This window comes from Maridesulfovibrio sp., from assembly GCF_965230075.1.
Classification (GTDB): domain Bacteria; phylum Desulfobacterota; class Desulfovibrionia; order Desulfovibrionales; family Desulfovibrionaceae; genus Maridesulfovibrio.
Genome location: NZ_OZ245945.1, coordinates 4,016,755 through 4,038,196 on the forward strand (window position 1 = coordinate 4,016,755; position 21,442 = coordinate 4,038,196).

At 48.2% G+C, this 21,442-nt stretch carries 18 protein-coding genes and 1 riboswitch; of the genes, 3 read left to right on the plus strand and 15 right to left on the minus strand.

The features are described from left to right. Positions 1 to 71: 71 nt before the first annotated feature. On the plus strand, positions 72 to 1,562 hold the full coding sequence (gene nhaB / locus ACO05Z_RS18160; RefSeq protein WP_421903592.1) for a sodium/proton antiporter NhaB: 1,491 nt from the start codon (positions 72 to 74) through the stop codon (positions 1,560 to 1,562). A gap of 83 nt (positions 1,563 to 1,645) precedes the next feature. Here the strand turns inward: nhaB and ACO05Z_RS18165 are convergent, their stop codons facing one another. The 10 genes from ACO05Z_RS18165 to ACO05Z_RS18210 all read right to left on the minus strand — a co-directional run bounded on the left by ACO05Z_RS18165 (position 1,646) and on the right by ACO05Z_RS18210 (position 16,507). Beyond that, positions 1,646 to 2,527 carry a DMT family transporter gene (locus ACO05Z_RS18165; protein WP_421903593.1) on the minus strand — a complete coding sequence of 294 codons (882 nt, stop codon included), beginning with the start codon at positions 2,525 to 2,527 and terminating at the stop codon, positions 1,646 to 1,648. 144 nt (positions 2,528 to 2,671) lie between these two features. Beyond that, positions 2,672 to 4,987 (minus strand): methyl-accepting chemotaxis protein, encoded by a 2,316-nt coding sequence (locus tag ACO05Z_RS18170; protein ID WP_421903594.1) that lies wholly within the window; start codon positions 4,985 to 4,987, stop codon positions 2,672 to 2,674. 229 nt (positions 4,988 to 5,216) lie between these two features. Next, the gene (locus tag ACO05Z_RS18175; RefSeq protein WP_421903595.1) at positions 5,217 to 7,529 is read right to left on the minus strand and encodes a methyl-accepting chemotaxis protein; all 2,313 of its coding nucleotides are present in this window, start codon (positions 7,527 to 7,529) and stop codon (positions 5,217 to 5,219) included. Between the two features lie 170 nt (positions 7,530 to 7,699). Further along, the gene (locus tag ACO05Z_RS18180) at positions 7,700 to 7,930 is read right to left on the minus strand and encodes a hypothetical protein (protein ID WP_015853375.1); all 231 of its coding nucleotides are present in this window, start codon (positions 7,928 to 7,930) and stop codon (positions 7,700 to 7,702) included. A gap of 162 nt (positions 7,931 to 8,092) precedes the next feature. Then, positions 8,093 to 10,150 carry a ribonucleoside triphosphate reductase gene (locus ACO05Z_RS18185; protein WP_421903596.1) on the minus strand — a complete coding sequence of 686 codons (2,058 nt, stop codon included), beginning with the start codon at positions 10,148 to 10,150 and terminating at the stop codon, positions 8,093 to 8,095. Between the two features lie 264 nt (positions 10,151 to 10,414). Next, a riboswitch (cobalamin riboswitch) is annotated at positions 10,415 to 10,565 on the minus strand. Positions 10,566 to 10,835: 270 nt separating this feature from the next. Further along, positions 10,836 to 13,070, minus strand: coding sequence for a methyl-accepting chemotaxis protein (locus ACO05Z_RS18190; protein WP_421903597.1), 2,235 nt, complete (start codon positions 13,068 to 13,070; stop codon positions 10,836 to 10,838). Between the two features lie 261 nt (positions 13,071 to 13,331). After that, positions 13,332 to 13,742, minus strand: a complete 411-nt coding sequence (locus tag ACO05Z_RS18195; RefSeq protein ID WP_421903598.1) for a MarR family winged helix-turn-helix transcriptional regulator — start codon at positions 13,740 to 13,742, stop codon at positions 13,332 to 13,334. A gap of 13 nt (positions 13,743 to 13,755) precedes the next feature. After that, complete coding sequence (locus ACO05Z_RS18200; protein WP_421903599.1) at positions 13,756 to 14,481, minus strand: sulfite exporter TauE/SafE family protein; 726 nt, start codon at positions 14,479 to 14,481, stop codon at positions 13,756 to 13,758. A gap of 213 nt (positions 14,482 to 14,694) precedes the next feature. Further along, complete coding sequence (locus ACO05Z_RS18205) at positions 14,695 to 15,816, minus strand: amidohydrolase family protein (protein ID WP_421903600.1); 1,122 nt, start codon at positions 15,814 to 15,816, stop codon at positions 14,695 to 14,697. A 94-nt stretch (positions 15,817 to 15,910) separates the two neighbouring features. Continuing rightward, positions 15,911 to 16,507, minus strand: coding sequence for a LysE family transporter (locus ACO05Z_RS18210; RefSeq protein ID WP_421903601.1), 597 nt, complete (start codon positions 16,505 to 16,507; stop codon positions 15,911 to 15,913). Positions 16,508 to 16,607: 100 nt separating this feature from the next. On the opposite strand from ACO05Z_RS18210, the gene ACO05Z_RS18215 reads away from it, so the two are divergent. Next, positions 16,608 to 17,162, plus strand: coding sequence for a helix-turn-helix domain-containing protein (locus ACO05Z_RS18215; RefSeq protein WP_421903602.1), 555 nt, complete (start codon positions 16,608 to 16,610; stop codon positions 17,160 to 17,162). A 45-nt stretch (positions 17,163 to 17,207) separates the two neighbouring features. Here the strand turns inward: ACO05Z_RS18215 and ybaK are convergent, their stop codons facing one another. Beyond that, positions 17,208 to 17,672: a Cys-tRNA(Pro) deacylase gene (gene ybaK / locus ACO05Z_RS18220; RefSeq protein WP_421903603.1), complete on the minus strand. Its 465-nt coding sequence runs from the start codon at positions 17,670 to 17,672 to the stop codon at positions 17,208 to 17,210. Between the two features lie 132 nt (positions 17,673 to 17,804). On the opposite strand from ybaK, the gene ACO05Z_RS18225 reads away from it, so the two are divergent. Further along, a complete protein-coding gene (locus ACO05Z_RS18225; protein WP_421903604.1) occupies positions 17,805 to 18,365 on the plus strand; it encodes a DUF4125 family protein in 561 nt (186 codons plus the stop codon). A gap of 43 nt (positions 18,366 to 18,408) precedes the next feature. On the opposite strand, the gene ACO05Z_RS18230 is transcribed toward ACO05Z_RS18225, so the two are convergent. From ACO05Z_RS18230 to ACO05Z_RS18245, 4 genes are read right to left on the minus strand one after another with little or no spacing between them, the layout of a single operon-like run. Beyond that, on the minus strand, positions 18,409 to 19,212 hold the full coding sequence (locus ACO05Z_RS18230; protein WP_421903606.1) for an energy-coupling factor ABC transporter ATP-binding protein: 804 nt from the start codon (positions 19,210 to 19,212) through the stop codon (positions 18,409 to 18,411). Continuing rightward, positions 19,202 to 20,056, minus strand: a complete 855-nt coding sequence (locus ACO05Z_RS18235; protein ID WP_421903607.1) for an energy-coupling factor ABC transporter ATP-binding protein — start codon at positions 20,054 to 20,056, stop codon at positions 19,202 to 19,204. The genes ACO05Z_RS18230 and ACO05Z_RS18235 overlap by 11 nt, the downstream gene beginning before the upstream one ends. After that, entirely contained in the window at positions 20,043 to 20,840 is a 798-nt protein-coding gene (locus ACO05Z_RS18240; RefSeq protein WP_421903608.1) for an energy-coupling factor transporter transmembrane component T family protein, read from the minus strand. Before ACO05Z_RS18240 ends, ACO05Z_RS18235 begins: the two co-directional genes overlap by 14 nt. 11 nt (positions 20,841 to 20,851) lie before the next feature. Next, entirely contained in the window at positions 20,852 to 21,442 is a 591-nt protein-coding gene (locus ACO05Z_RS18245) for an ECF transporter S component (protein WP_421903609.1), read from the minus strand.

Below are 21,442 nucleotides of genomic sequence, written 5' to 3' on the forward strand. Positions count from 1 at the left end.
TGTCGCGTCCTGACGCCGCATTAGAAACCACAGATCACTAGGTTCCACACAAAAGGCAAAAGGAGTAACCCGTGCCCAAAACAATGTCACAGGCGCTGCAGAAAAACCTTCTAGGTAATTCTCCCGACTGGTACAAACTCACTATTATCGGATTTTTAATACTAAACCCGATTCTTATGGCCGTTGCTGGCCCGTTCATCACCGGTTGGGTGCTGATCGGACAGTTCATCTTCACTCTGGCCATGGCCCTCAAGTGCTACCCCCTGCCCGCAGGTGGTCTGCTTGCGGTTGAAGCAATTGCCCTTGGGCTGGCTTCACCCGAAACGGTCTACAATGAGACAGTACTGAACTTCCCGGTAATTCTGCTGCTGATGTTCATGGTTGCAGGTATTCATTTTATGAAAGACATGCTCCAGTATGTTTTCACTAAAATTATTACCCGCGTGAAATCGAAGATTGTAATTTCACTGCTCTTCTCCATTTCAGGTGCTGTCCTGTCCGCATTCCTTGATGCACTGACTGTTACGGCTGTTATCATCGCGGTTGCATACGGATTCTATGGAATCTACCACCGCTTTGCATCTACAGGTAAATGCTCCCTGACAGACGACTCCATGCTGCGCGGTGAATGCGTAAGCCATCTTGGTGAATTCCGTGGCTTCCTCAGAAACCTGATGATGCACGGTGCCGTAGGTACTGCTCTGGGTGGCGTTTGTACCATCGTAGGTGAGCCCCAGAACCTGCTTATCGGTAAAACCATGGGTTGGGAATTCATGGAGTTCTTCTTCAGAGTAGCTCCCGTATCCATGCCTGTACTGGCTGTCGGCCTTGTGACCTGTATCATGCTGGAAGTTACCGGTATCTTCGGATACGGATACCAGCTGCCCCAGAACGTGCGTGAAATCCTCGAAGAGGAAGACCGCAAGAACGACGAAGAAATGAGCCTCAAGAAAAAGGCAGCCCTGTTCACTCAGGCTTGCGCGGCTGTATTCCTCGTTCTCGCTCTGGCATTCCATATTGCGGAAGTAGGCCTTATCGGTCTGACCGTTATTGTTGTACTTACCGCTCTTAACGGAATCACCGAAGAACATCAGATCGGCCACGCATTTGAAGAGGCCCTGCCCTTTACCGCGCTGCTGGTTGTATTCTTCGCTGTTGTCGGCGTTATCCACGAACAGCACCTTTTTGCCCCGATCATTCATTACGTGCTCGGCCTTGAAGGTAAAATTCAGCTTGCAGCATACTACATCGCCAACGGCGTGCTCTCCATGATTTCAGACAACGTATTTGTTGCGACAGTATACGTTTCTGAAACCCTGAAAGCATTCCAGACCGGCGTTATCGACCGTGCGCAGTTCGACCTGCTCGCAGTTGCAATCAACACTGGTACCAACATTCCCAGTGTTGCAACTCCTAACGGACAGGCTGCTTTCCTGTTCCTGCTTACCTCCGCCATCGCTCCGCTCATCAGGCTTTCATACGGCCAGATGGTCAAGATGGCTTTCCCCTACACAATTACCATGTCCATCACCGGCCTCGCCGCGACCTGGTACTTCCTGTAGGAACTGCTCTTACATTATTAAAATTAAAGCCCCTGCCGAGCGATCGGCAGGGGCTTTTTTTAGGACAGGTAAAAAGGAGCATACTATCCGCTCAGGGCGGACCTTCTTTTCAACAATTGCAGGTTAGGCAGTATAATTCCAAGCAAAATAAACACCATCCCTACAATCTGGATAGAAGCAATGTGTTCATCAAGAACAAATGCAGCCAACAGCACCGTGGTCACAGGTTCGATAGTGGAAAAAATAGCCACATTGGTACTGCCGATGGCATCCACAGCCCGGTAAAGAAGACTGATTGCCAGTGCAGTAGGGATTAATCCCAGACCAATAGCGATAAACCAGCCCTGGATATTGAGATCAAATATTTTCAACGGTGAAGAAAGGCAGCTAAAAACAAGAGCCATAAACAGAATGACATAAGGAACAATGGTCTTGGCTTCATCATTGCGGGTAAAAATCTGGATAACAGTAAGGTAAATTGAAAAGCACCCCATACACCCCAAAGCATAAAGGATTCCCCGGGGATCAAGCTGCTGTGCGAAGGCATTATAAAAAACAAGCCCACTTCCGAGAACTATCAATCCTAGCGCAGCGAAGACTTCCCGTCCGGGACGCAATTTCAAAAAGACAACCGCAATAAGCGTCGTCATCAAAGGGTAGAAATAATAAATCAGCGATGTAGTTGAGGCGGGAATATGCTTAAGGGCCATAACAAAAAGCCAAGACTGCAACGGGTAGAGAGCTACGCCCAGAACCGCAGCTTTCAAAAGAACTCTAAATCGGACTTTAAGCACCCCGGGGCAAGATATGCCCAACCAGAGAAACAGGGCCACAGCCCCTAATGAGAACCGGTACTGCACCAGTTCCACAGGCTGCAACCCCATGGCAAGTCCCAACTTAAAAAAAATAGCCAGCGTGCCAAGTCCTAGTGCAGACAATATTGAATAGATCAACCCTTTAACCATTTCTAACTCCTTAAATGGTATCAGCCGGACTGAGCCTATACGCAGGATTATAAAAATACAATAAATTGAGTTGAATTACGGGCAACAAAAAAGGGCTGCCCGCTAACGGACAGCCCTTTGCTATTCATTATGGTTCAGAACGATCTAGCCCTGCATGCGGGCGATGATTGCATCCAGCTCTTTTGCAAGCTCGGACATGCGGCTTACAGCTTCAGCTGATTCATTCATGGCCTGTGCAGTTTCCCCGGCGATGGTGTTGATCTGTCCGGTGGAACGGCTGATCTGTTCACTTGCTGCAGACTGCTCTTCCGATGCGGTGGCAATGGAACGGACCTGATCAGCGGTCTCGGAAACCTTCTCAACGATTTCCTTCAGGATATCACCGGACTGGTTAACCAACTCAGTAACCTCACCGATAGCCTTGGTGGATTTCTCGGTATTGGCGATGTTGGTCTTGGCGCTTTCCTGAATCTTGGTGATGTATTCACCTACCTCGCTGGTGGCATTCATGGTGGATTCTGCCAGCTTACGGACTTCATCTGCAACCACGGCAAAACCTCGACCGGCATCCCCGGCACGGGCAGCCTCAATAGCGGCATTAAGCGCCAGCAGGTTGGTCTGGTCGGCAATGTCACTGATCACACCCATGATATTGCCGATGCCGTCGGCCTGCTGACCGAGATCAGCCATATCCGTCTGCATCTGATCGGACTGGGTACGAACCAGAGAAATGGTCTCAACTGCCTGTACAACTTTCTGCTCACCTTCACCGGCCTTCTTCTGCGACGCATCTGCCAGTTCTGCGGCAGTGGAAGCATTGCGAGCAACTTCAAAAACAGTGGAGTTCATCTCATCCATAGCGGTCGCTGCTTCGCTGGCCATGACCGACTGTTCCTCTGCACCGCGGCTGGACTGCTCAACCTGTGCAGCCAAAGCCTCGGAAAAACCGGAAACCTGATTGGAGACCTCAGTAGCATTAGCCGCAGCTTCGGAAATCATGATATTGTTTTCTTCGATGCGTTTCTGCTGCTGCTTAATCTCCGTCATATCGGTAATCATGACAAAAGCACCAAGCATCTGCCCATCCAAATCAAAAAGAGGTGAAGCATTCACCAGCACATTACTGATTCCGCCCCCCTCAACAGGGAGCTCTGCTTCAATATTTCGCTGGGCAGCATTATCAGCCATAACTTTACCGGCAGTTGTGGACCTGCTGGATTCACTATACACAATGTCCCCGACAGTTCGGCCCAGATAATCCTGCGGTCTGCCGGTCTTGCCCACCAGATCCAGCATATCCTGATTCAGAAAAAGAGCTTTTTCTTCGGCATCAGCCACAATGCAGGGAATGGAAATACCGTTAAGCACACCCTCGGAAAAACCAAGCTTGTTTTTCAGTTCCGCCACCATGTGATCGATATTCTCGGAAAGATCCTTAAGTTCGCAGGCATATTTGCCGGTCAGTTCTGCCTTGAAGTTGCCATGGGCAATCTCACTGGTAAAATCACGGATGGTAGCCATGGGTCCGGTAACCAGCTTGCGGATGGTAAAAACAATCACACCGACAAGAAGCAGGACCATCACGGAGCCCATAACGATCAGTACATTACGCTCCTCAATAGCGGCCCGGGTCAGGTCAGAAACATAAGCAGACATGCAGACCACCCAACCAGTGGAAGGCACAACCTGAAACAACTGAACCTTGGCTCGGCCTTCCCACTCATATTCGGTCTTGCCCTTTGAAGCGGCAAGGCTGTCTCTCACAAACTGATGGCTGGTAAAATCCTTGAGGAGAATATCCTGATTCACCTTGTGAGCGATCATGCGTCCATTTTTATCTAAAATATAGGCATAGCCGTCTTCACCTATGGAAATATCACCGATCATAGCATACGAATATTCCTGCCAGTCAACGGATGAAAGAAAACCACCCAGAAGCTGGCCCTGTTCATTACGAACCGGAACAGCCATAACCACAATATAACGGCCATCCAATACGGACTTTAAAATTTCGGAAACAGCAAAAGGCTTACCGCTCAATACTTCCTGCACATACTTGCGGGAACGCAGATCTGCTCCGGCAGCAGACTGACCATTTGACTTAATACCGAAAACAATCTGTCCATCAAGGTCAAAAGCTGCAAGAGTTGCAAGCTTGCTGTTGTTTTCCATTTTCTGTCGAAGGTGCCTCATGATCCTTTCTCTGGCACTATCATCTATAAAAGCATCCTGTAATTCAGCACTGCTGGCATAATCAGCGAGATCACTTTTGGAAAGCTCTAAAAACTGATCCACTTCGTTGACTATTTTATTGTTCAGCACTTCCATATTCTGTTCCTGAATTTCCAGAACTGCTGAATTGGTCATGGAGCTGACTACAACAATTAACGATATAACCGAAATCGAAACTATCACAGTAATCAAAACTGCAAGAGCGCTGTTGATACTCTTAAATTTCATTCCTATACCCCTTATTTATGTCAATTAAACACACGCCATTAATCTATGTTGTAAACCCTTAATATTATCTTACTAAAATCATATTATTTTTGGTTGTTGATCATAAATTTATAATTGCTTTTATGCCTGCACCAAATCCATTGCTGTCTCAAAAAAAAGCTCCCCATGCTATTTCCACAGCATGGGGAGCTTCTTATGTCACAGTCACAACAGTATATTTTATATAATATTAATTCTGCATACGCCCGATGATACCATCCAGTTCTCTGGCCAAGCCGGACATCCGGCTGACCGCTTCAGCGGACTCGTTCATAGCCTGTGCTGTTTCACCGGCGATGGTGTTAATTTGTCCGGTAGAACGACTAATCTGTTCGCTGGCTGCGGACTGCTCTTCCGAGGCAGTTGCAATGGAGCGAACCTGATCATTGGTTTCGGAAACCTTATCCACGATATCCTTTAAAACATCACCGGACTGATTGATCAAGTCAGTAACGTCCATGATGGCCTCAGTAGATTTTTCTGTATTTTCAATATTCTTGCGGGCACTGGATTGGATATTGGAAATATAATCTCCCACTTCATGAGTAGCGGTCATCGTCTTCTCTGCCAGCTTGCGGACTTCATCAGCAACCACGGCAAAACCACGCCCGGCATCTCCGGCACGGGCAGCTTCAATGGCAGCGTTAAGCGCAAGCAGATTGGTCTGATCAGCAATATCGCTGATAACACCCATGATGTTACCGATCCCCTCAGCCTGTTTGCCCAGATCGGCCATATCTTCCTGCAACTGCTCTGATTGCGAACGCACCTCAGTGATAGTCGAAACCGCATTGGCAACCATTCGCTCGCCTTCACCGGCCTTATCCTGAGACTCACGGGCAAGATCTGCGGCAGAGGAAGCATTACGCGCGACCTCCAAAACAGTGGAGTTCATTTCATCCATGGCAGTGGCTGCCTCACTTGCCATTACCGACTGCTCTTCCGCCCCACGGCTTGATTGCTCCACCTGCGCTGCGAGAGCTTCAGAAAAACTGGAAACCTGATTAGACACCTCGGTGGCACTAGAAGCTGCTTCGGAAATCATTATATTGTTTTCCTCAATCTTTCGCTGTTGAGTACGAATTTCCGTCATATCAAACCAGATAGCCACCGAGCCCAGCATCTTCCCGTCCATATCGTAAAACGGCGTGGTCGAAACCATGATATTCTTATGTGTACCGGAGAAAGTTGTGTATTCTGCTTCCTGCTGAATTTGGCATTCTTCGGCTATTGCCTGCTGGGAAAGAGTCTTCCGACTCCTATCGCCAAAAAAGAACTCACCCGCAATCATGCCAATCGCTTCTTCAGCCCTAACCCTGCTTTCAATCAGTTCACAAATCTGAGAGTTGGTCCAAAGAATCTTTCCGTCCGGACCGACAATGCAGCATGGAAGAACAAGTCCTTTAAGAACCCCTTCAGAAAAGCCGAGCTTATTTTTTAATTCCCCAACCATATGCTCAATATTGAGGGACAAATCCTTAAGTTCGCAGACAAACTTTCCGTCCAACTCTGCTTTCAGGTTACCGGCGGCGATCTCACCGGTAAAATTCCTGATACTCTCCATAGGCTTGGTCACCTGCCTGCGGATAACAAACACAATCAGGCTTACAAGAATAATGATCAGCAGCAACCCCAGTCCGCCAAGAACATTGCGCTGCTGTGTCGCTGCCTCAGTCAGATCAGACTCATAAGCGGATATGCAGACAACCCAGTCGACCATGGGAACACGCTTAAAAGAAGTTACTTTTTGTTTATCGTCCCACTCGTAAGAGAAAAAGCCACTGTCCGCCGACAAACTCTTACGCACAAAATCGTAGGAGGAAACATCTTCCATGATAAGGCTGTAATCTTTATGAGCGATGATATGGCCTTCGCTATCTAACATGAAAGCATACCCCTGCTTTCCTATGCTGATATCACCGATCAATTTCTCAATATATTCTTCCCAATTATATACTAAAAAGACACCACCGAAAGACCTTCCGGTCATGTCTTTGATGGGGGCTGCAAATGCCAGATTGTAGCCTTTTGCTCCATCATATTTAAATAAATCTGAAACAGAATATTCCTTACCGCCAAGTATCTCCTGCAGATAAGGCCGGTTTTTAAGATCCATGCCTTTAAGGCTCTGCCCGGATTCGGTCCACCCGTAGACCACCTTCCCATTACGATCGATAACACCGATAGCATTGGCTCCTTCATGTTGGGCCAAAGCCTCTTTAAGAGACTTGCTGGCACTGCTCAATGCGTATGAGTCTACAAAGGCACGGTAGTATTCCTTATTTTTGGAAATAGTTTTAAGGTTGACAATTGCTCCGACTGCAAAAGTCTCTATCTGCTGTCCCAGCTCATTATTAAGAACTTCCATATTCTGTTTTTGTATATTGTAAACAGCAGATCTGGTCATTGTATTGACTACTAAAACCAAAGACACAATAGCCACAAACACAACAACAGTGACCAGCACAGCAATCCTGCTGTTTATATTCTTCAACCCAATCATATTTCCCTCACTAATATGTTTAAATTTACACAATACTCCATACACTTAAAGAAAATAAAATCAAACACGTAAGCACTTACTGATAACACAACAAAATCATTAGTGAAATTATCAAAAAAAAGACCCCGGACGGTATAAACAGTCCGGGGTCCTTATGAAGCAAAGAGTCTTTATTTTGATTTATTATAGTCTTCCAACAATCCGTTCATTTTATTAAGCAGCTCGCCACGTTCCTGCGCGACTTTCTTCCACTTCTTTTTTTCACTCTTCAAAGCCTCAATAGTATGCAACAGGTCCTGAATCGTGTTGGCTGGATAACCATGCTTGGCATAGCTTCCCTTACGAAGTTCTTCATCATTTCTCTGGCGCAGGGCGCGTAACTGACTGGCTGATAATATCATACTCATAAGCGGTTAATGGTTCCGGTCAATGCATAAATTACATCCTGAAAACCGCTAACGCAAGCAATTACAAAACAATATAAATGGTGCGTAGTAAAAAGCCCGGAGAAGCTACTTCCCCGGACTTGATATTTCAGTCTGTATACCTGAACCGAACCAATCCTAGCATGCGCATGAATTGTAGCTGTACTCAGTCCTTTCGCGGTATTCTTCCTGCTTACCCTTGTTCCAGCGGTTAACCGGACGGTAGTAACCGACGATACGTGTGTAAACTTCGGCGTCTTTACCGCATTCAGGGCATTCGAAGTGCTCGCCGTAAAGGTAACCATGATCTTCGCAAACAGAGAAAGTCGGGGTTACCGAGATATAAGGAATCTTGGTGTTGGTCATGGCCTTGATGATAAAGTTCTTCAGCGCGGTGGTATCCGGAACTGCTTCACCAAGGAAGGAGTGGAACACTGTTCCCCCGTTGTACAGGGTCTGCAGGTCATTCTGATGCTCAAGGGCGTAGACAACGTCCTCAGTAGAGCCGACAGGCAGCAGGGTAGAGTTGGTGTAGTACGGAGTACCTTCACCGGAGGTGTAGATATCGGCATAAAGGTTCTTGTCGATCTTGGCCAGACGGTAGCAGGTTCCTTCGCCCGGAGTAGCTTCAAGGTTGAAGAGGTTTCCGGTTTCTTCCTGGAACTGTACGGTCAGATCACGCAGGTGGTGCAAAACCCTCTGCATGAGACGTGAGCCGGAGGGGGTATCGATACCTTTACCAAGCAGGTTGTGGCAGGCTTCGTTACCACCGATCAGGCCGATGGTGGAGAAATGGCCTTTGAAACCATTCTTCAAGTAACGCTGGGAGAAGGGGAACATGCCGTTTTCGAAATTAGCGGAAACCAGCTTGCGCTTGTACTCGAGGGAGTCCTTGGCCTGAGTGGCGTACTCGGTGATCAGGTCGAGGAAATCTTCCTCACCCTGTGCAAGGTAAGCCAGCTTGGGCAGGTTCAGGGTAACAACACCGATGGAACCGGTCAGGTCGCCGGCGCCGAACAGGCCACCGGTTTTCTTGCGGATCTCACGCAGGTCCATCTGCAGACGGCAGCACATGGAACGAACGTCCTCGGGGTTGAGGTCGGAGTTGATGAAGTTCTGGAAATAGGGAGCGCCGTATTTGGCGGTCATCTGCAGGAGCAGCTCGCCCACTTCGCTTTCCCACGGAAAATCCGGGGTAACGTTGTAAGTTGGGATGGGGAAAGAGAAGATACGGCCGTCGGAGTCACCTTCAAGCATGACTTCAACAAAGGCGCGGTTGATCATCTCCATTTCCTCTTCGTACTCACCGTAAGTGGTATCCTGAAATTCACCACCGATGATAACAGGCTCGTTAGCAATATGCTTAGGTGGAACCATATCAAAGGTGAAGTTGGTGAACGGACTCTGGCCGCCCCAACGGGAGGTGGTGTTCAGGTTGAAGATCAGCTTCTGCACGATCTGCTTTACGCGGTCGTAGTCCAGACCGTCGTAGCGGATGAAAGGTGCGAGGTAGGTATCAACGTTGTTGAAAGCCTGTGCACCGGCCCACTCGTTCTGCAGGGTGCCGAGAAAGTTGACCATCTGTCCGGTGATGGAATCAAAGTGCTTTGCCGGACCGGAGGAACAACGGCCTTTAAGGCCGAAACCGTCCAGCAGCAGGTCGCGCAGGGACCAACCGGCGCAGTACCCGGCAAGGCCGAAAGAAAGGTCATGAATATGGAAATAGCCGTGCTCGTGAGCCAGCCTGATTTCTTCGGGATACTTTTCAAGGCAGTAACGGGCCTGAACTGCTCCGGACATGTGCAGCATCAACCCCTGAAAGGAATGGCCCATGTTGGAGTTTTCATTTACGCGCCAGTCGGAACGGTCAAGGTAACTTTCAATGGTTCCGGCGATATCAAGGTAAGTTTCATCCTGACGACGCAATTCGCGACGTTTTTCACGGTAGATAATGTAGCGTTCAGCAACAGAGTAAAGACGGTTCTCCATGAGCACGAGCTGAACCATGTCCTGAACCATTTCCTGTTCGGGAACATCAACATCGATAAGCTTCTGCTCAACCTTGCGGCCAAGACGCTTACTCAGCAGAGGATCTTTAATACCACTTGCTTTCAAAGCTTTAAAAATTGCTTCTGAGATCCGCTCAGTAGACCAGGACTCGAGACATCCGTCACGTTTAAGAATTTGTTTGGGCATTTAGTTACCTGATTAAAAATTTGTCCGCACACATCACCGCCCGCGCCGTAAAAAGGACGCAGAAAAGGAAGCAACCTCCCCAGATTGCAAGCCCACGGCTGAACCGTGTCTTATGGTGGTGTGGCATTTTGGCGCAGGGGGCCCGGTAGGCGCATCCCGCAGGACTTTTGAAACCGGAAAAAATGTCAGAAACAAAATATTCCGGTCAGTTTGAACCGACCTGCCCGGAAGGTGTGGTGTCCGTAAAACGTAAAGGACGAACACTGGGCAGGCATGCTTCAGGCCGGGGTGCTGGCTCGGGGTCACACAAAATGCTTCCCTGACAGCGGCAGGACCGCCCCGGATTCAAACCGGGTTCCCGACTTACCCATTTCAAATGCTCAGAAAGCAGAAATGGATTCCTGAAGTGCTGACGACTGAGGGCAGTCTAACAGACTGATAAATTCGGTCAAGACTCTCTAGACTTTTTCTTGGCTAATGACCTTTCAGCCTTAGAGCCATCTGGCATAACTCTTGTGGAACAGCAGTTTTCCACAGTTGTTCATAGCATGTTCAAAACCACTTAAACTCTTGATTTAGAGACAAAATCTTCTATCAATTTTCACACAATTTCAGCCGGACAATTTTGTCCGGCTGAAATATTTTTTCACCTGCAAACAACAGCAGGCTTCATTTGATTTAAAAATTAAGAAACATGGCATTCATCACGCAAACCATCGATAAGGGACCGAAGCTCAGCAGCCAGTCCGGAAAGGTCCTCAGCTGACTCACGGGTTTTATCCATGGACTTGGTGGTCATCAGCGCCATCTGATTAATACTCTTGGATGAGGAGTTAATCTGATCAGAAGAAACTGACTGCTCTTCAGCGGCAGCAGAAATATTCTGAACCTGCCCGGTCACTCCGCCCACAAGCGTGACAATTTCCTCAAGCGCTTCCCCGGCCTGTTCAGCAAGTCGGGTGCTGTCCAAAACGGACTGAGCAGCCTCTTCCATGGACTGCACATTGGTACGCGAACTTTCCTGAATGGCTTCTACCACGAGGGTAACGTCGCGAGTGGCATCCATGGTCTTCTCGGCCAGCTTGCGCACTTCATCAGCAACCACAGCAAAGCCGCGTCCGGCCTCCCCGGCACGAGCAGCCTCAATTGCAGCGTTCAAGGCCAGCAGGTTGGTCTGGTCGGCAATATCGCTGACCACAGACATAATCCTTCCGATATCCTCAACCCGTACATTCATATCGTTAAGACTTTCCTTAAGCTGCTCACTCTGCTCCTTAACGCTGAAGATGGAATTGATGGCCTTACCAGTCATGACCGCCCCTTTGTTGGCAGTCTCCATAGCTTCTCCGGCGCCGACAACAGCATCGGAGCAACTGCGGGCCACATCCTGAATAGAGTGGGTCATCTGATCAAGGGCCGAGGTGGATTCAGAGAGACTACCCTGCTGCTCTCGTGCACGCTGACTCGAATCCTCAACATTAGTGCTGATGTGCTCAGATGCGTTTGAAAGCCCGTAAACTATCTGCTCTAAATTGCGAACCACATCGAGGACACCCTGCCGACGCGCATCTTCTGCTTCTTTTTGGGCCTCACTCAATCCGGCAAGAGCCTCACGTGCGGACATTGCCTCACGCTCTGCTACAGCGGTAGCCTGTTCAACCGTTTTCTTGTCTTCTTCAATAACATGCATGAGCCCGTTATATGCTCCGGCAAGATCACCCAATTCACCATTACCACTCTGTTCAATACGATGGGTTAGATCACCTTCCCCGGCAGCAAGATTACGGCTGGTCATCGAAATCTCACCGACAATCCTACGCAGCGGTTTGATGATCATCACCCGGCTGAGCACGATAAGCAGCAGGCCGATCAAGACCACAACACCGCCCAATACGGTAACGACATAGACAGCCCGTTGCTGAAGCAGGTTGTAGCTTTCAACCTGTTCCGCACGAATAGAAGATTCCAGCTCCATGAGCTTTTCACGAGCTTCTTCCATGGATTGCATGGATTTCTTCATCTCAAGACTGGTATTGTAATAAGCTTTAAAAACGTCCAGATACTCCCCGGTCAAGGCAACTATTTTCTTGAACAGCTTGGCCTCGCGTCCTTTGGCAAACAGGGGCGCAAACTGGGGATATGAGGCTCCCATACTTGAATCTGGGTCGATACCCATCAATTTTTCAATATCAACGATCAGCCCTGATCCACTGGCTGCATCTTTATAAAGAATGAAGTCTTTCGCCATTTCCTGAAAGCCGAGCGGTTTGTTGAGCAGGATAGCTGCCGCCTGCCGTTTGGCTGTCAGATCGTTCAGACCGTCGATGGAGTCAGCAAAGGTACGGGCAAGCTCAGCGTTATCCTGACCTGCCTGCGGGGTAAGAGCCTGTTCCTGAAGAGCGCTTACCTTTTTAGTCCGTTTCCTTGCCGTGCGGGCAATACTCTTCTGTAATGAAAGGGCCTGCCCAAGAATTTCTACCGAAATTTCGCGCAACCTTTTTACATGCCCAACCCCATCATTGAATTGTCCCTGAAACTTACTAAACCCACGGTCAAAACTGTTAAACGAGCTTTTCAACGCACTCAAGGAGCCGATCATCTCCGCATCGATACCGGACCTAGCAACAGTATCCAACCTTTCATTCATGCTCCGGGTCATCTTGGTATAATTTTGCAGGACTTCAGGTTCTGCCCCCCCCTCTTTCATGGAAAGTTCTTCGCGGTGAGTCAGCCAGTCAAGAGCTTCAGACTGGGCCTCAACGCCAATGCTGATTATCTCATCAAGGCTATTGCGGGCTTCCATTTTCTCGGTCAATTCCCGCAGCGTAAAAATGGAAACAGCGGCCAGACACAATGCGCAAAGCAGAAAGACCAGCATTCCTGCTACAATTTTATGTGACAACTTAAATGTATATTTCATTTTCCAACTCCCCTGTATTAGAAAATGACTCTCATTTTCATACAGTAAATATAATTGACATTGCTCAAAACAACTTCAGCAGGAATAATGAAAATGAGAACGCTTTTCAACTAAAATCGGGTATTAAAATTAAAATACGGGTATTTTTAATAAAAACCCCCGCAATCTCAGTGATTGCGGGGGTCATAATTAGAAACAAAAGTTTTCCACAGATGTTCGTTGTTTGTTCATAACGATATTAGCATCTTAGTTTAATGAACATTAAAAGGCCCCATTCATTTTCTTAATGAAAGACAGCAGTAAATCACGCTCCTCAGCGGAAAAATCAGCAGTTAACTCCTCGATTAAGCGCAAATGTAAACGATCATGCTCTTCGTACATTTTCTGACCGGTTTCAGTCAGTTCCACAAGAATTGAACGGCGGTCGGTCTGGTGCGGCTTACGGCAGACAAAGCCCTTATCTTCAAGTCGGTCAACCAAAACAGTCAGGGTCCCGGTGGTGATGCCCATGCACTGAGCCAGCTCTTTCATGCGCATATCTTTATGGATGCCCAATACTTCTAAGGTATGCATCTGGGGCAGGGTCAATCCCTTCTCCCGCACCACGTCATGTTCCCATGATGATAGTTTTTCATAAAACTCAATTATGGCATGATTGAGCTTTTCCAGCACAAGGACCTCCACTTTATAAATTCGTATAGCTGTATATTGCGAAACCTATAGTCATAACTCCGGCAGTGCGCATGACCAGCGGCTCCACCCAATCCTGCTCAAGGGTACGCACAAATGATGCCGCCCGGTAAATAGCATAAATCACTGTCGCAAGGGCAACACCAGTCCCCAAAGCATAGCTGGCAAAAACCGCACTTCCCTTGAAAACACTGCCGGAATCAAGGGCATATTTATACATGATCGCCACTGTGGGGCAAGGCACAATCATGTTCACAAAACCGATGGAAAACAACCCCCACGCGGTAATATTGCCTAACGCTACTCCGGAATGACTAGTGCACGAACAACTATGCCCGTGGTCATGGGTATGATGCGTATGGTCATGATGCTCATGCACATGTACCTGCTCGTGGTCGTGACTGTGCAGAATCTCCGGCTTGAGCATCAATATCCCGCCCAGCAGCACCAGAATACCGATCGTGACCATATCCACCACATGTGTCAAAGACTGGGGAATAGTCAGGGAAATCGAGCCTAGGGTCAACCCGATAATCAGGCAGGCCAATGCAGTCCCCGAGAAAAATGCTGTAGTCAAAGAAAAAACCCGCTTACCGTTCTTCTCACCGTAGACAAAGGGAGCCAGCACCAACCATGAATGACCGCAAGGGTTAATTCCGTGAATGAGCCCCAGAAACAGGCTGGATTGCATGGCAACCAGAAAGATTGAATCAAAATCCATTTTGAACTCCATATAGTTTGACTATCAAATTAAATATCTTTCAAACTACCTACGCCTAATTTAACTTGAGTGTCAAACAATTTGCAAAACAAACTAACCGCAAAAAAAAGACCCGCTCGAAAAATTTCGCACGGGCCTGTTAAGCTGGAGTCCAGCTTAATATCTTTAAACAACAGACATAAATATAGCTGCCGGAGCCACACTTCTTAGGAACTATTGAATTTTCACACCATAAACCCGTTCAGCATTCTTATAAGCAATCTTCTGCGCTACCTCCTTGGGCAACTGTCCCAAGACAACTCGGCTTAAAAATACATGAGTCGGATACTCCGACCAGAGCTTTTTCATATGTGCGTCAGTAGCGGCAAGTATGCGGTCCTGATGTTTGATCAGGATTTCAAGCCATTCCGGCTTAAGGGACAATCCCACAAGCATAGCCGATCCGGTCATAGCCAGTTTGTCAGAGTCACGGAAATTGTCCATTTTGACCGCTTTTTTGGACATGGTCATATACACGTTGTCATGACGACTTAAAAATTCATCCACCTGCTGCGGTGAGCCGAAAGCCATATGCGGTATGATGAATATCTGACCCGGCCAGCGCTCATACAAATCATGAAAACGGTGAAAATCCCTATCTGGAGCGTAGACCTCGAAATGGGTCATGAGTGGTATGTTCTTTTCCTCCAGTCGAGATAAGAAGCGGTCCGTACCCGGCAACGAAGGATCGGTATAACGCTCACCGGAGGCATAGCTGGCACCTGACTTTTTGTCCCCGTGGGTGTAGAGGATCTCGCCCACAAATTTATATCCGTGTTTTTCTATGCCCTTAAGCATGGCCGAGGAATAACTATTGCCTATGTCTTTTTTGTGGCGAAAATATTTGGGTGCGCCGAGAATGATCAGATCATTATTGTCGGCCGCTAGGCGCAACACAGCACGCTCATTCTGGCCCAGCTTCTTTCTGCTGCGGGCAAAAAGAGCCAGCTTATCCACACCAGCTTCACGCACTCTTTCAATGGCCCTGCCCATGCGCACTTTTTCATCTATCTGGCTCATGGCATCGAAGTATGGGCCCGCGTAAAAACCGACTTCTTCAGGCAGCTTTTCATTCAATTTGAGCAGGCAATGGGCATAGAATTTGTCTGCCTTTACGGCTCCGGAACTATCTCCGGGATCAAGTCCACTCTCCAGCTTTGCAAGAACATCCCGGCCTGCTTTTTTACTTATGCATGCGCGCATTGCCGGACTAAGATTACTGTATGCCGGAAAGCTGTCGGCGAAGACTGAAGAACTGAACAGGACAAACAGTACGCTAAGAACAAATCTTTTCATGCCCTCTCCCGTATTAAGGTTTAATGTATTTAAAATACATCTTCTACGGGAGTCAGGCCAGATTCTTTTAAATTACTCTCCAGTTAAATACCCCTTAAACAACACCTAACAGGGAGATAGCCGTATAAACAAGCATTGCCGCCAGAACAGCATTAACAACCTTGCGGAAAGTTTCATTTTCAAGCCTGCTGCGAATAGCCGCACCGAACATGGCCCATGTTGATATGGCCATGAAGGTATTCAAGGCCAAAATCATGGCGGACAAAGCCAGATAATCTATGCGCCCAACAATGGAGGCTAAAAAAGTAGAATAAATGGTCAGCCCGTAGACCGCCACCTTGGGATTAAATAACTGTAGAGCAAATCCCTTGGCAAATGCCTGCGGATCTTCCTTAGTATCAGCCTTTGCCGCGCCGGACCGTAAAATTGACCATGCCAGCCAGAGGATATAAGCCGCCCCTACCCAACGCAGGTAACTTTCTGCCTGCGGAAGGACCATGAGCAGGGAATGAGAAAGAAAAGCACAAAGCATCATGACCAGAAAAAAGCCCGTGGAAATACCCACCAGATACCCAAGGGTCTTCCGGTAACCATACAGTATACCCATGGAGGCACTGGAGATATTATTGGGCCCCGGAGTATAGGTTGTGATGAACATAAATGACAAAAAAGGCATTAATTCTATAGACATAAGAACACCTCTTGAAAATATTGCTGAAACATATACAATTTTACGCGCGTTTGAGTGCTATAGTGAACACTGTGCAATATACTGTCAATAGGTGCGTTATATGAATCAAGACATTGATATTGTGGCCCATAACCTGAAGATCCTACGCGAAAGCCGAAAACTCAGCCTTGATCAGCTTTCCCAAAGGACTGGTGTCAGCAAATCCATGCTGCGCCAGATTGAAAACGGCAAGTCCAGCCCGACCATTGCCACCATATGGAAGATAGCCAACGGGCTGAAAATTTCCTTCACCACCCTGCTGCGCAAGCCGGCAGTAGAGGCTGAAGTACGTGGCTTCAAGGATGAAGAGCCTTTAACCGGAGAAAAGAACCATTACCGGCTCTACCCGATCATCCCCTTTGAACCGGAGCGGTCTTTTGAAACATACTATGTAGAAATCGACCCGGAAACGACTTTTTACGGCGAGCCGCATGAGGGGAATGTTTACGAATATATCTTTGTGAAGCAGGGAACCCTGCAAGTCACTGTGGATGGAAAGGAAATGGTGGTCAATGAAGACCAGTTCCTGCAATTTCAGGCCAACTGCCCACATGAATACAAAAATGTCGGCGACGGGATGGCTGCAGTACTGATGCAAATAAGTTATTTATCTTAATAGGTAATCACCACTTTTCATGAAAAGTGGCGATATACCAGAATTCTATCGTGCTATCTCGGCAAATGAACCGCGCAGTAAACCAGCAAGATCCTGCGGGCTCAGCTCGATGTCCAAACCGCGCTTGCCGCCACTGACGTAGATGGTTTCAAAACCTTCTGCTGATGAATCAATTACCGTGGGCAAAAGTTTTTTCTGGCCCAAAGGACTTACCCCGCCGACCACATATCCGGTCGTACGTTCAACCAGCTTTACGTCGGCCATAGCGATCTTCTTGACCTTAACGGCCTTGGCCAGAGACTTAAGGTCCAGCATTTTCATAACCGGAACCACAGCTACAAAGAGATCTTTTCCGCTTCCGGCGACTAAGGTCTTGAAGACCCGCTCCGGGTCAACGCCCAGCTTTTCCGCAGCTTCCTTGCCGTAAGCCTCGGCAGAAGGATCATGTTCATATTCGTGGACTTTAAACTTTATCTTCTTTTTCTTGGCTATATTAATTGCAGGTGTCATGAGCGCTTTTTACACAAGGGGCATGATGCTTGGCAAGACTCAAACAGCTTGGGGACTAATTAACAATACTTGACTTTAACTCATGATTTACGATGATGAACAAAAACAAAACTTCATAGAAAGGAGATATACATGACTGAATCACAGCGCCAAGAGCTCATCGAGGAGATCATTGAGCTTGAACTGAAAATGTTTCTGGCGGTAAACAACCGGGGTGGTAAGGCAAACTGCCAGGAAAGTCCGGAGTCCTTCCGCACCATGCGTTTCATGACTCACTCCGTACTTCCTGAAAAATTTCTCAAATCATATAAAGGCGACTTGATTCAGGCTGAAAGCGATCAACGCAACCTGATGACTGAAAAATATGCTCTCATGGAAGGACTGATCCCGACCTTGAACTCATCTCCTGCGATCGCTGAGATTGTGAAAATGGAATGCGAATGGCGCAAAGAGGTTGCTGCACAATTCCCCTTATCCGTCCACCCGGAAGGGCACGAACGTTTCCGCATCTACCTCAAGGGCGAATTGCAGACCTACTCCCCGGCAAGTCTGAATATCTACCTTGCCCACGCAAAGGAAGTTCAGCAGAAGCAGGGCAATCTTGTCCGTGACAGATATGAAGTGCTCATGCGCAAACTGGGCTACAATTCCCTTACCCATTGCGAAGAATCGCTGGCAAAACGCGCCAGCTAACCCTACGCACTCAAAAGTATTCCAAAGAAAATCCCTCTTGCACTTAAGGAGCAAGAGGGATTTTTTTCATAAAACCCTGCGGGGTAATTTCATCCAGCTGCACGCCATAATGATTACTCAATTGAACCACCTGAGGCGGCAACAGCCCACAGCGCTCAAGCAACTCACTATTCATAAACAATTCCGCGACCTTTCCGTCAAACTGCTTTACGCCATTCTCAAGGCATATAGCCCGGGTACAATTTTCAGCCACAAAATCCATATCATGGCTGATAATAACCACTGTCCGACCTGCATCCCTGAGCTTTGAAAGTTCAGCCTCAAGCATAGCTATTTCACGCTGATCAAGTCCGGCTGTTGGCTCATCGAAAACCACTATGTCCGTATCCATTGCCAGTACCGAGCCCATGACCAAACGTTTGCGTTCGCTGAAACCAAGATCATGCGGATTGCAATCTTTCATTTCCAGCAAGCCCAGCGAACTCAGAAATTTCTCGCCCAGCTTTTGGATTCGTTCAGGGGCATAGCCAATATTTATCGGCCCGAAAGTTATTTCATCCCAGACGTTTGCCTTGCAAATCTGATCATCAGGATTTTGAAATAGCATGGCGACCATTCCGGCCAGCCGTGAAACTTTCTCATCAGCAGTTGAAATGCCATTCACTTTCACACAACCGCTTGATGGATGCAGCAGTCCGTTGAAATGGCGTACCAATGTGCTTTTACCGGAGCCATTGTGCCCCAGCAGAGCTACAATCTCGCCCTGATTCAGGGTCAGCGAAACATCTTTAAGGGCTTCAACCCCGGACTCGTAGTTGAAACACAGATTTGTTACCTCAATTGCCATTACGAACCTCCAACCCTTCAACAACTTCACCGAAGGTCGTTGCCAGCGCCCGTTCTTCAGCCCAGCGGCCACGGCTCCGAGCCAGTTCGGCAATCTTGCTGAACCGGGTCCAGTCCAACCCAATCTCCTTTAGCAACGGCGAAACAAGGACTTCGGCAGGCGGCCCATCCAAAACCACCCTACCTTCATGCAGGGCTATGACCCGGTCGGCATATAAAGCGAGACTCTCCACTCGCTGTTCTGCAAGCACAATGGTTTTCCCTTTACTACGCAGCTCATACAGAATTTCAAAAACCTGCTTGGCCGCCAAGGGGTCAAGAAAAGTAGTAGGTTCATCAAGAACCAGTACGGGAGTATCGCAGGCCAGAGCCGAGGCAAGGGCCACTTTCTGCAATTGCCCGCCGGAAAGATGATGCGGAGAACGCTCTGCCAGATCTGAAAGTCCAGTCAAAGACAATGCTTCATCAACCCGCTGTAAAATCTCATCACGTTCCACACCTCGGTTCTCTAGGCTGAAGCCCACTTCTTCAGCAACGGTGAAACGGATACCGGAAAGCTGCCGTTCAGGATGCTGCATGACCAAGGCCACAGATTCGGACAGTTCAGCCAGCGGAACTTCTGCGATATCTTTTGCGCAAACCCGAACATTACCATCCATCTTGCCATGATAAAGCTGGGGGACAGCACCGCAAAACGCATTGCAAAGCGTGGACTTGCCGCTGTTATTGACCCCGATCAGGGCCACAAATTCCCCTGCTTCAATCTCCAAATCCAGATTACTCAGAACTGGACGAGATGACGGAGTGTAACTGTATGAAAATTTTTCGATCTCAATAAGGGACATAGTGATACAACAATGTTTTGTAGAGCAGGAGGAACAAGCAGATCAGCAACATCAAGCGCCTGCAAAATCGCTGTGAGAAAGAATCCTCAACAACTCGCATGGAAGTCCGTTTACCTTTTGAGCTGAATCCACGCAATTCAAGGGCAATGGCCCGCTGCTCAATCTCAGCAAAGGCCCCCAGAATCAGGGGAGAAATCAAAGGAGCAATGGAACGCGCCCTGTTTAAAAAACTTCCTTCGGAATCAAGTCCCCGCGCCCTTTGCGCATCCTGAATAGTCTTCACCCGTGCCCGCATGGCCGGAAGCATAAGCAAAGGACTGCCGCAGACATAAGCCAGCGATGAAGGCATGCCGGATTGAATCAGGGAAGTAATCAGATCCGCGGGATCAGTTGTAAACACGAAGATCAGGGAGACAGTCAGCACTGTCGCCAATTGCAGCAGAATAGTTGCGGCAAAGAACAACCCTTCCGCATAGAGAGATATACCCTGATATGAAAAAAGAACGCTGCTGTTACCGGGATAGAGCAAACCATGAATAGGAATCATGAACAGGGCAATAGGCAGTAGGGTACGCCAAAGGAACTTCCAGACCCGCCCTGCAACCCCGGCGACAAGAGCCAGTACCACATTCAAAAACAGCAAAGCCGCATCAGGCCAAGGCCCGCCCGGAGCACAATAAACCGCCACCCCCGTGAACAGCACAAATGCAAGCTTGCTCAGGGGGTGGACAGAATGGATACATGATTTTCCCGCATTGAAAAGGGAAGTACTTTCAGTCGACAAAAACTTTTCCTTTATGCCTTCGCCAGCGCAGGGAAACGAGCAGCAGCCCTTTCAGGAAGACTCTTCACAATTCCCCAGACCAGCACGGCTGTGACGACCTTGTCGATAACATTAGTGGTGAACACGGTAACCACCACAGAACCGAAAAGATCACGGCCCAATGCCAGCAGGTAAGCCATGGCAAAGTCAGCACCGCTTCCGGTGATACCACCGAACATGTACAGGCGGATAGGCACGGCAACTACGGAGTTGAAAACAGTAATGATCAAGCCGGCAAGAATGGCTGTCCACCAGTTCTTGAACATTCCCATACGGGCGCAGACACCGGCGGCAATACCGATAACCATGGCTACCGGAGCAAAGGCAGCAGCAACCGGGGATGAAATCACACCCCAGATCAGGTTGGTAATCAGCCCGGCAAGCCCGCCAGCCCACGGTCCGGCCAGCACACCCACCATTACTGTTCCGATGGAATCAAGAAAAATAGGCAGCTTAAGCAAAGAAACAAGCTGGCCAACGGCAATATTGATGACGATTGCCACGGCGATCAGGACCCATGTAAATGTTGTGAAATCTTTTTTAATCTGTTCGCTAACACCCAT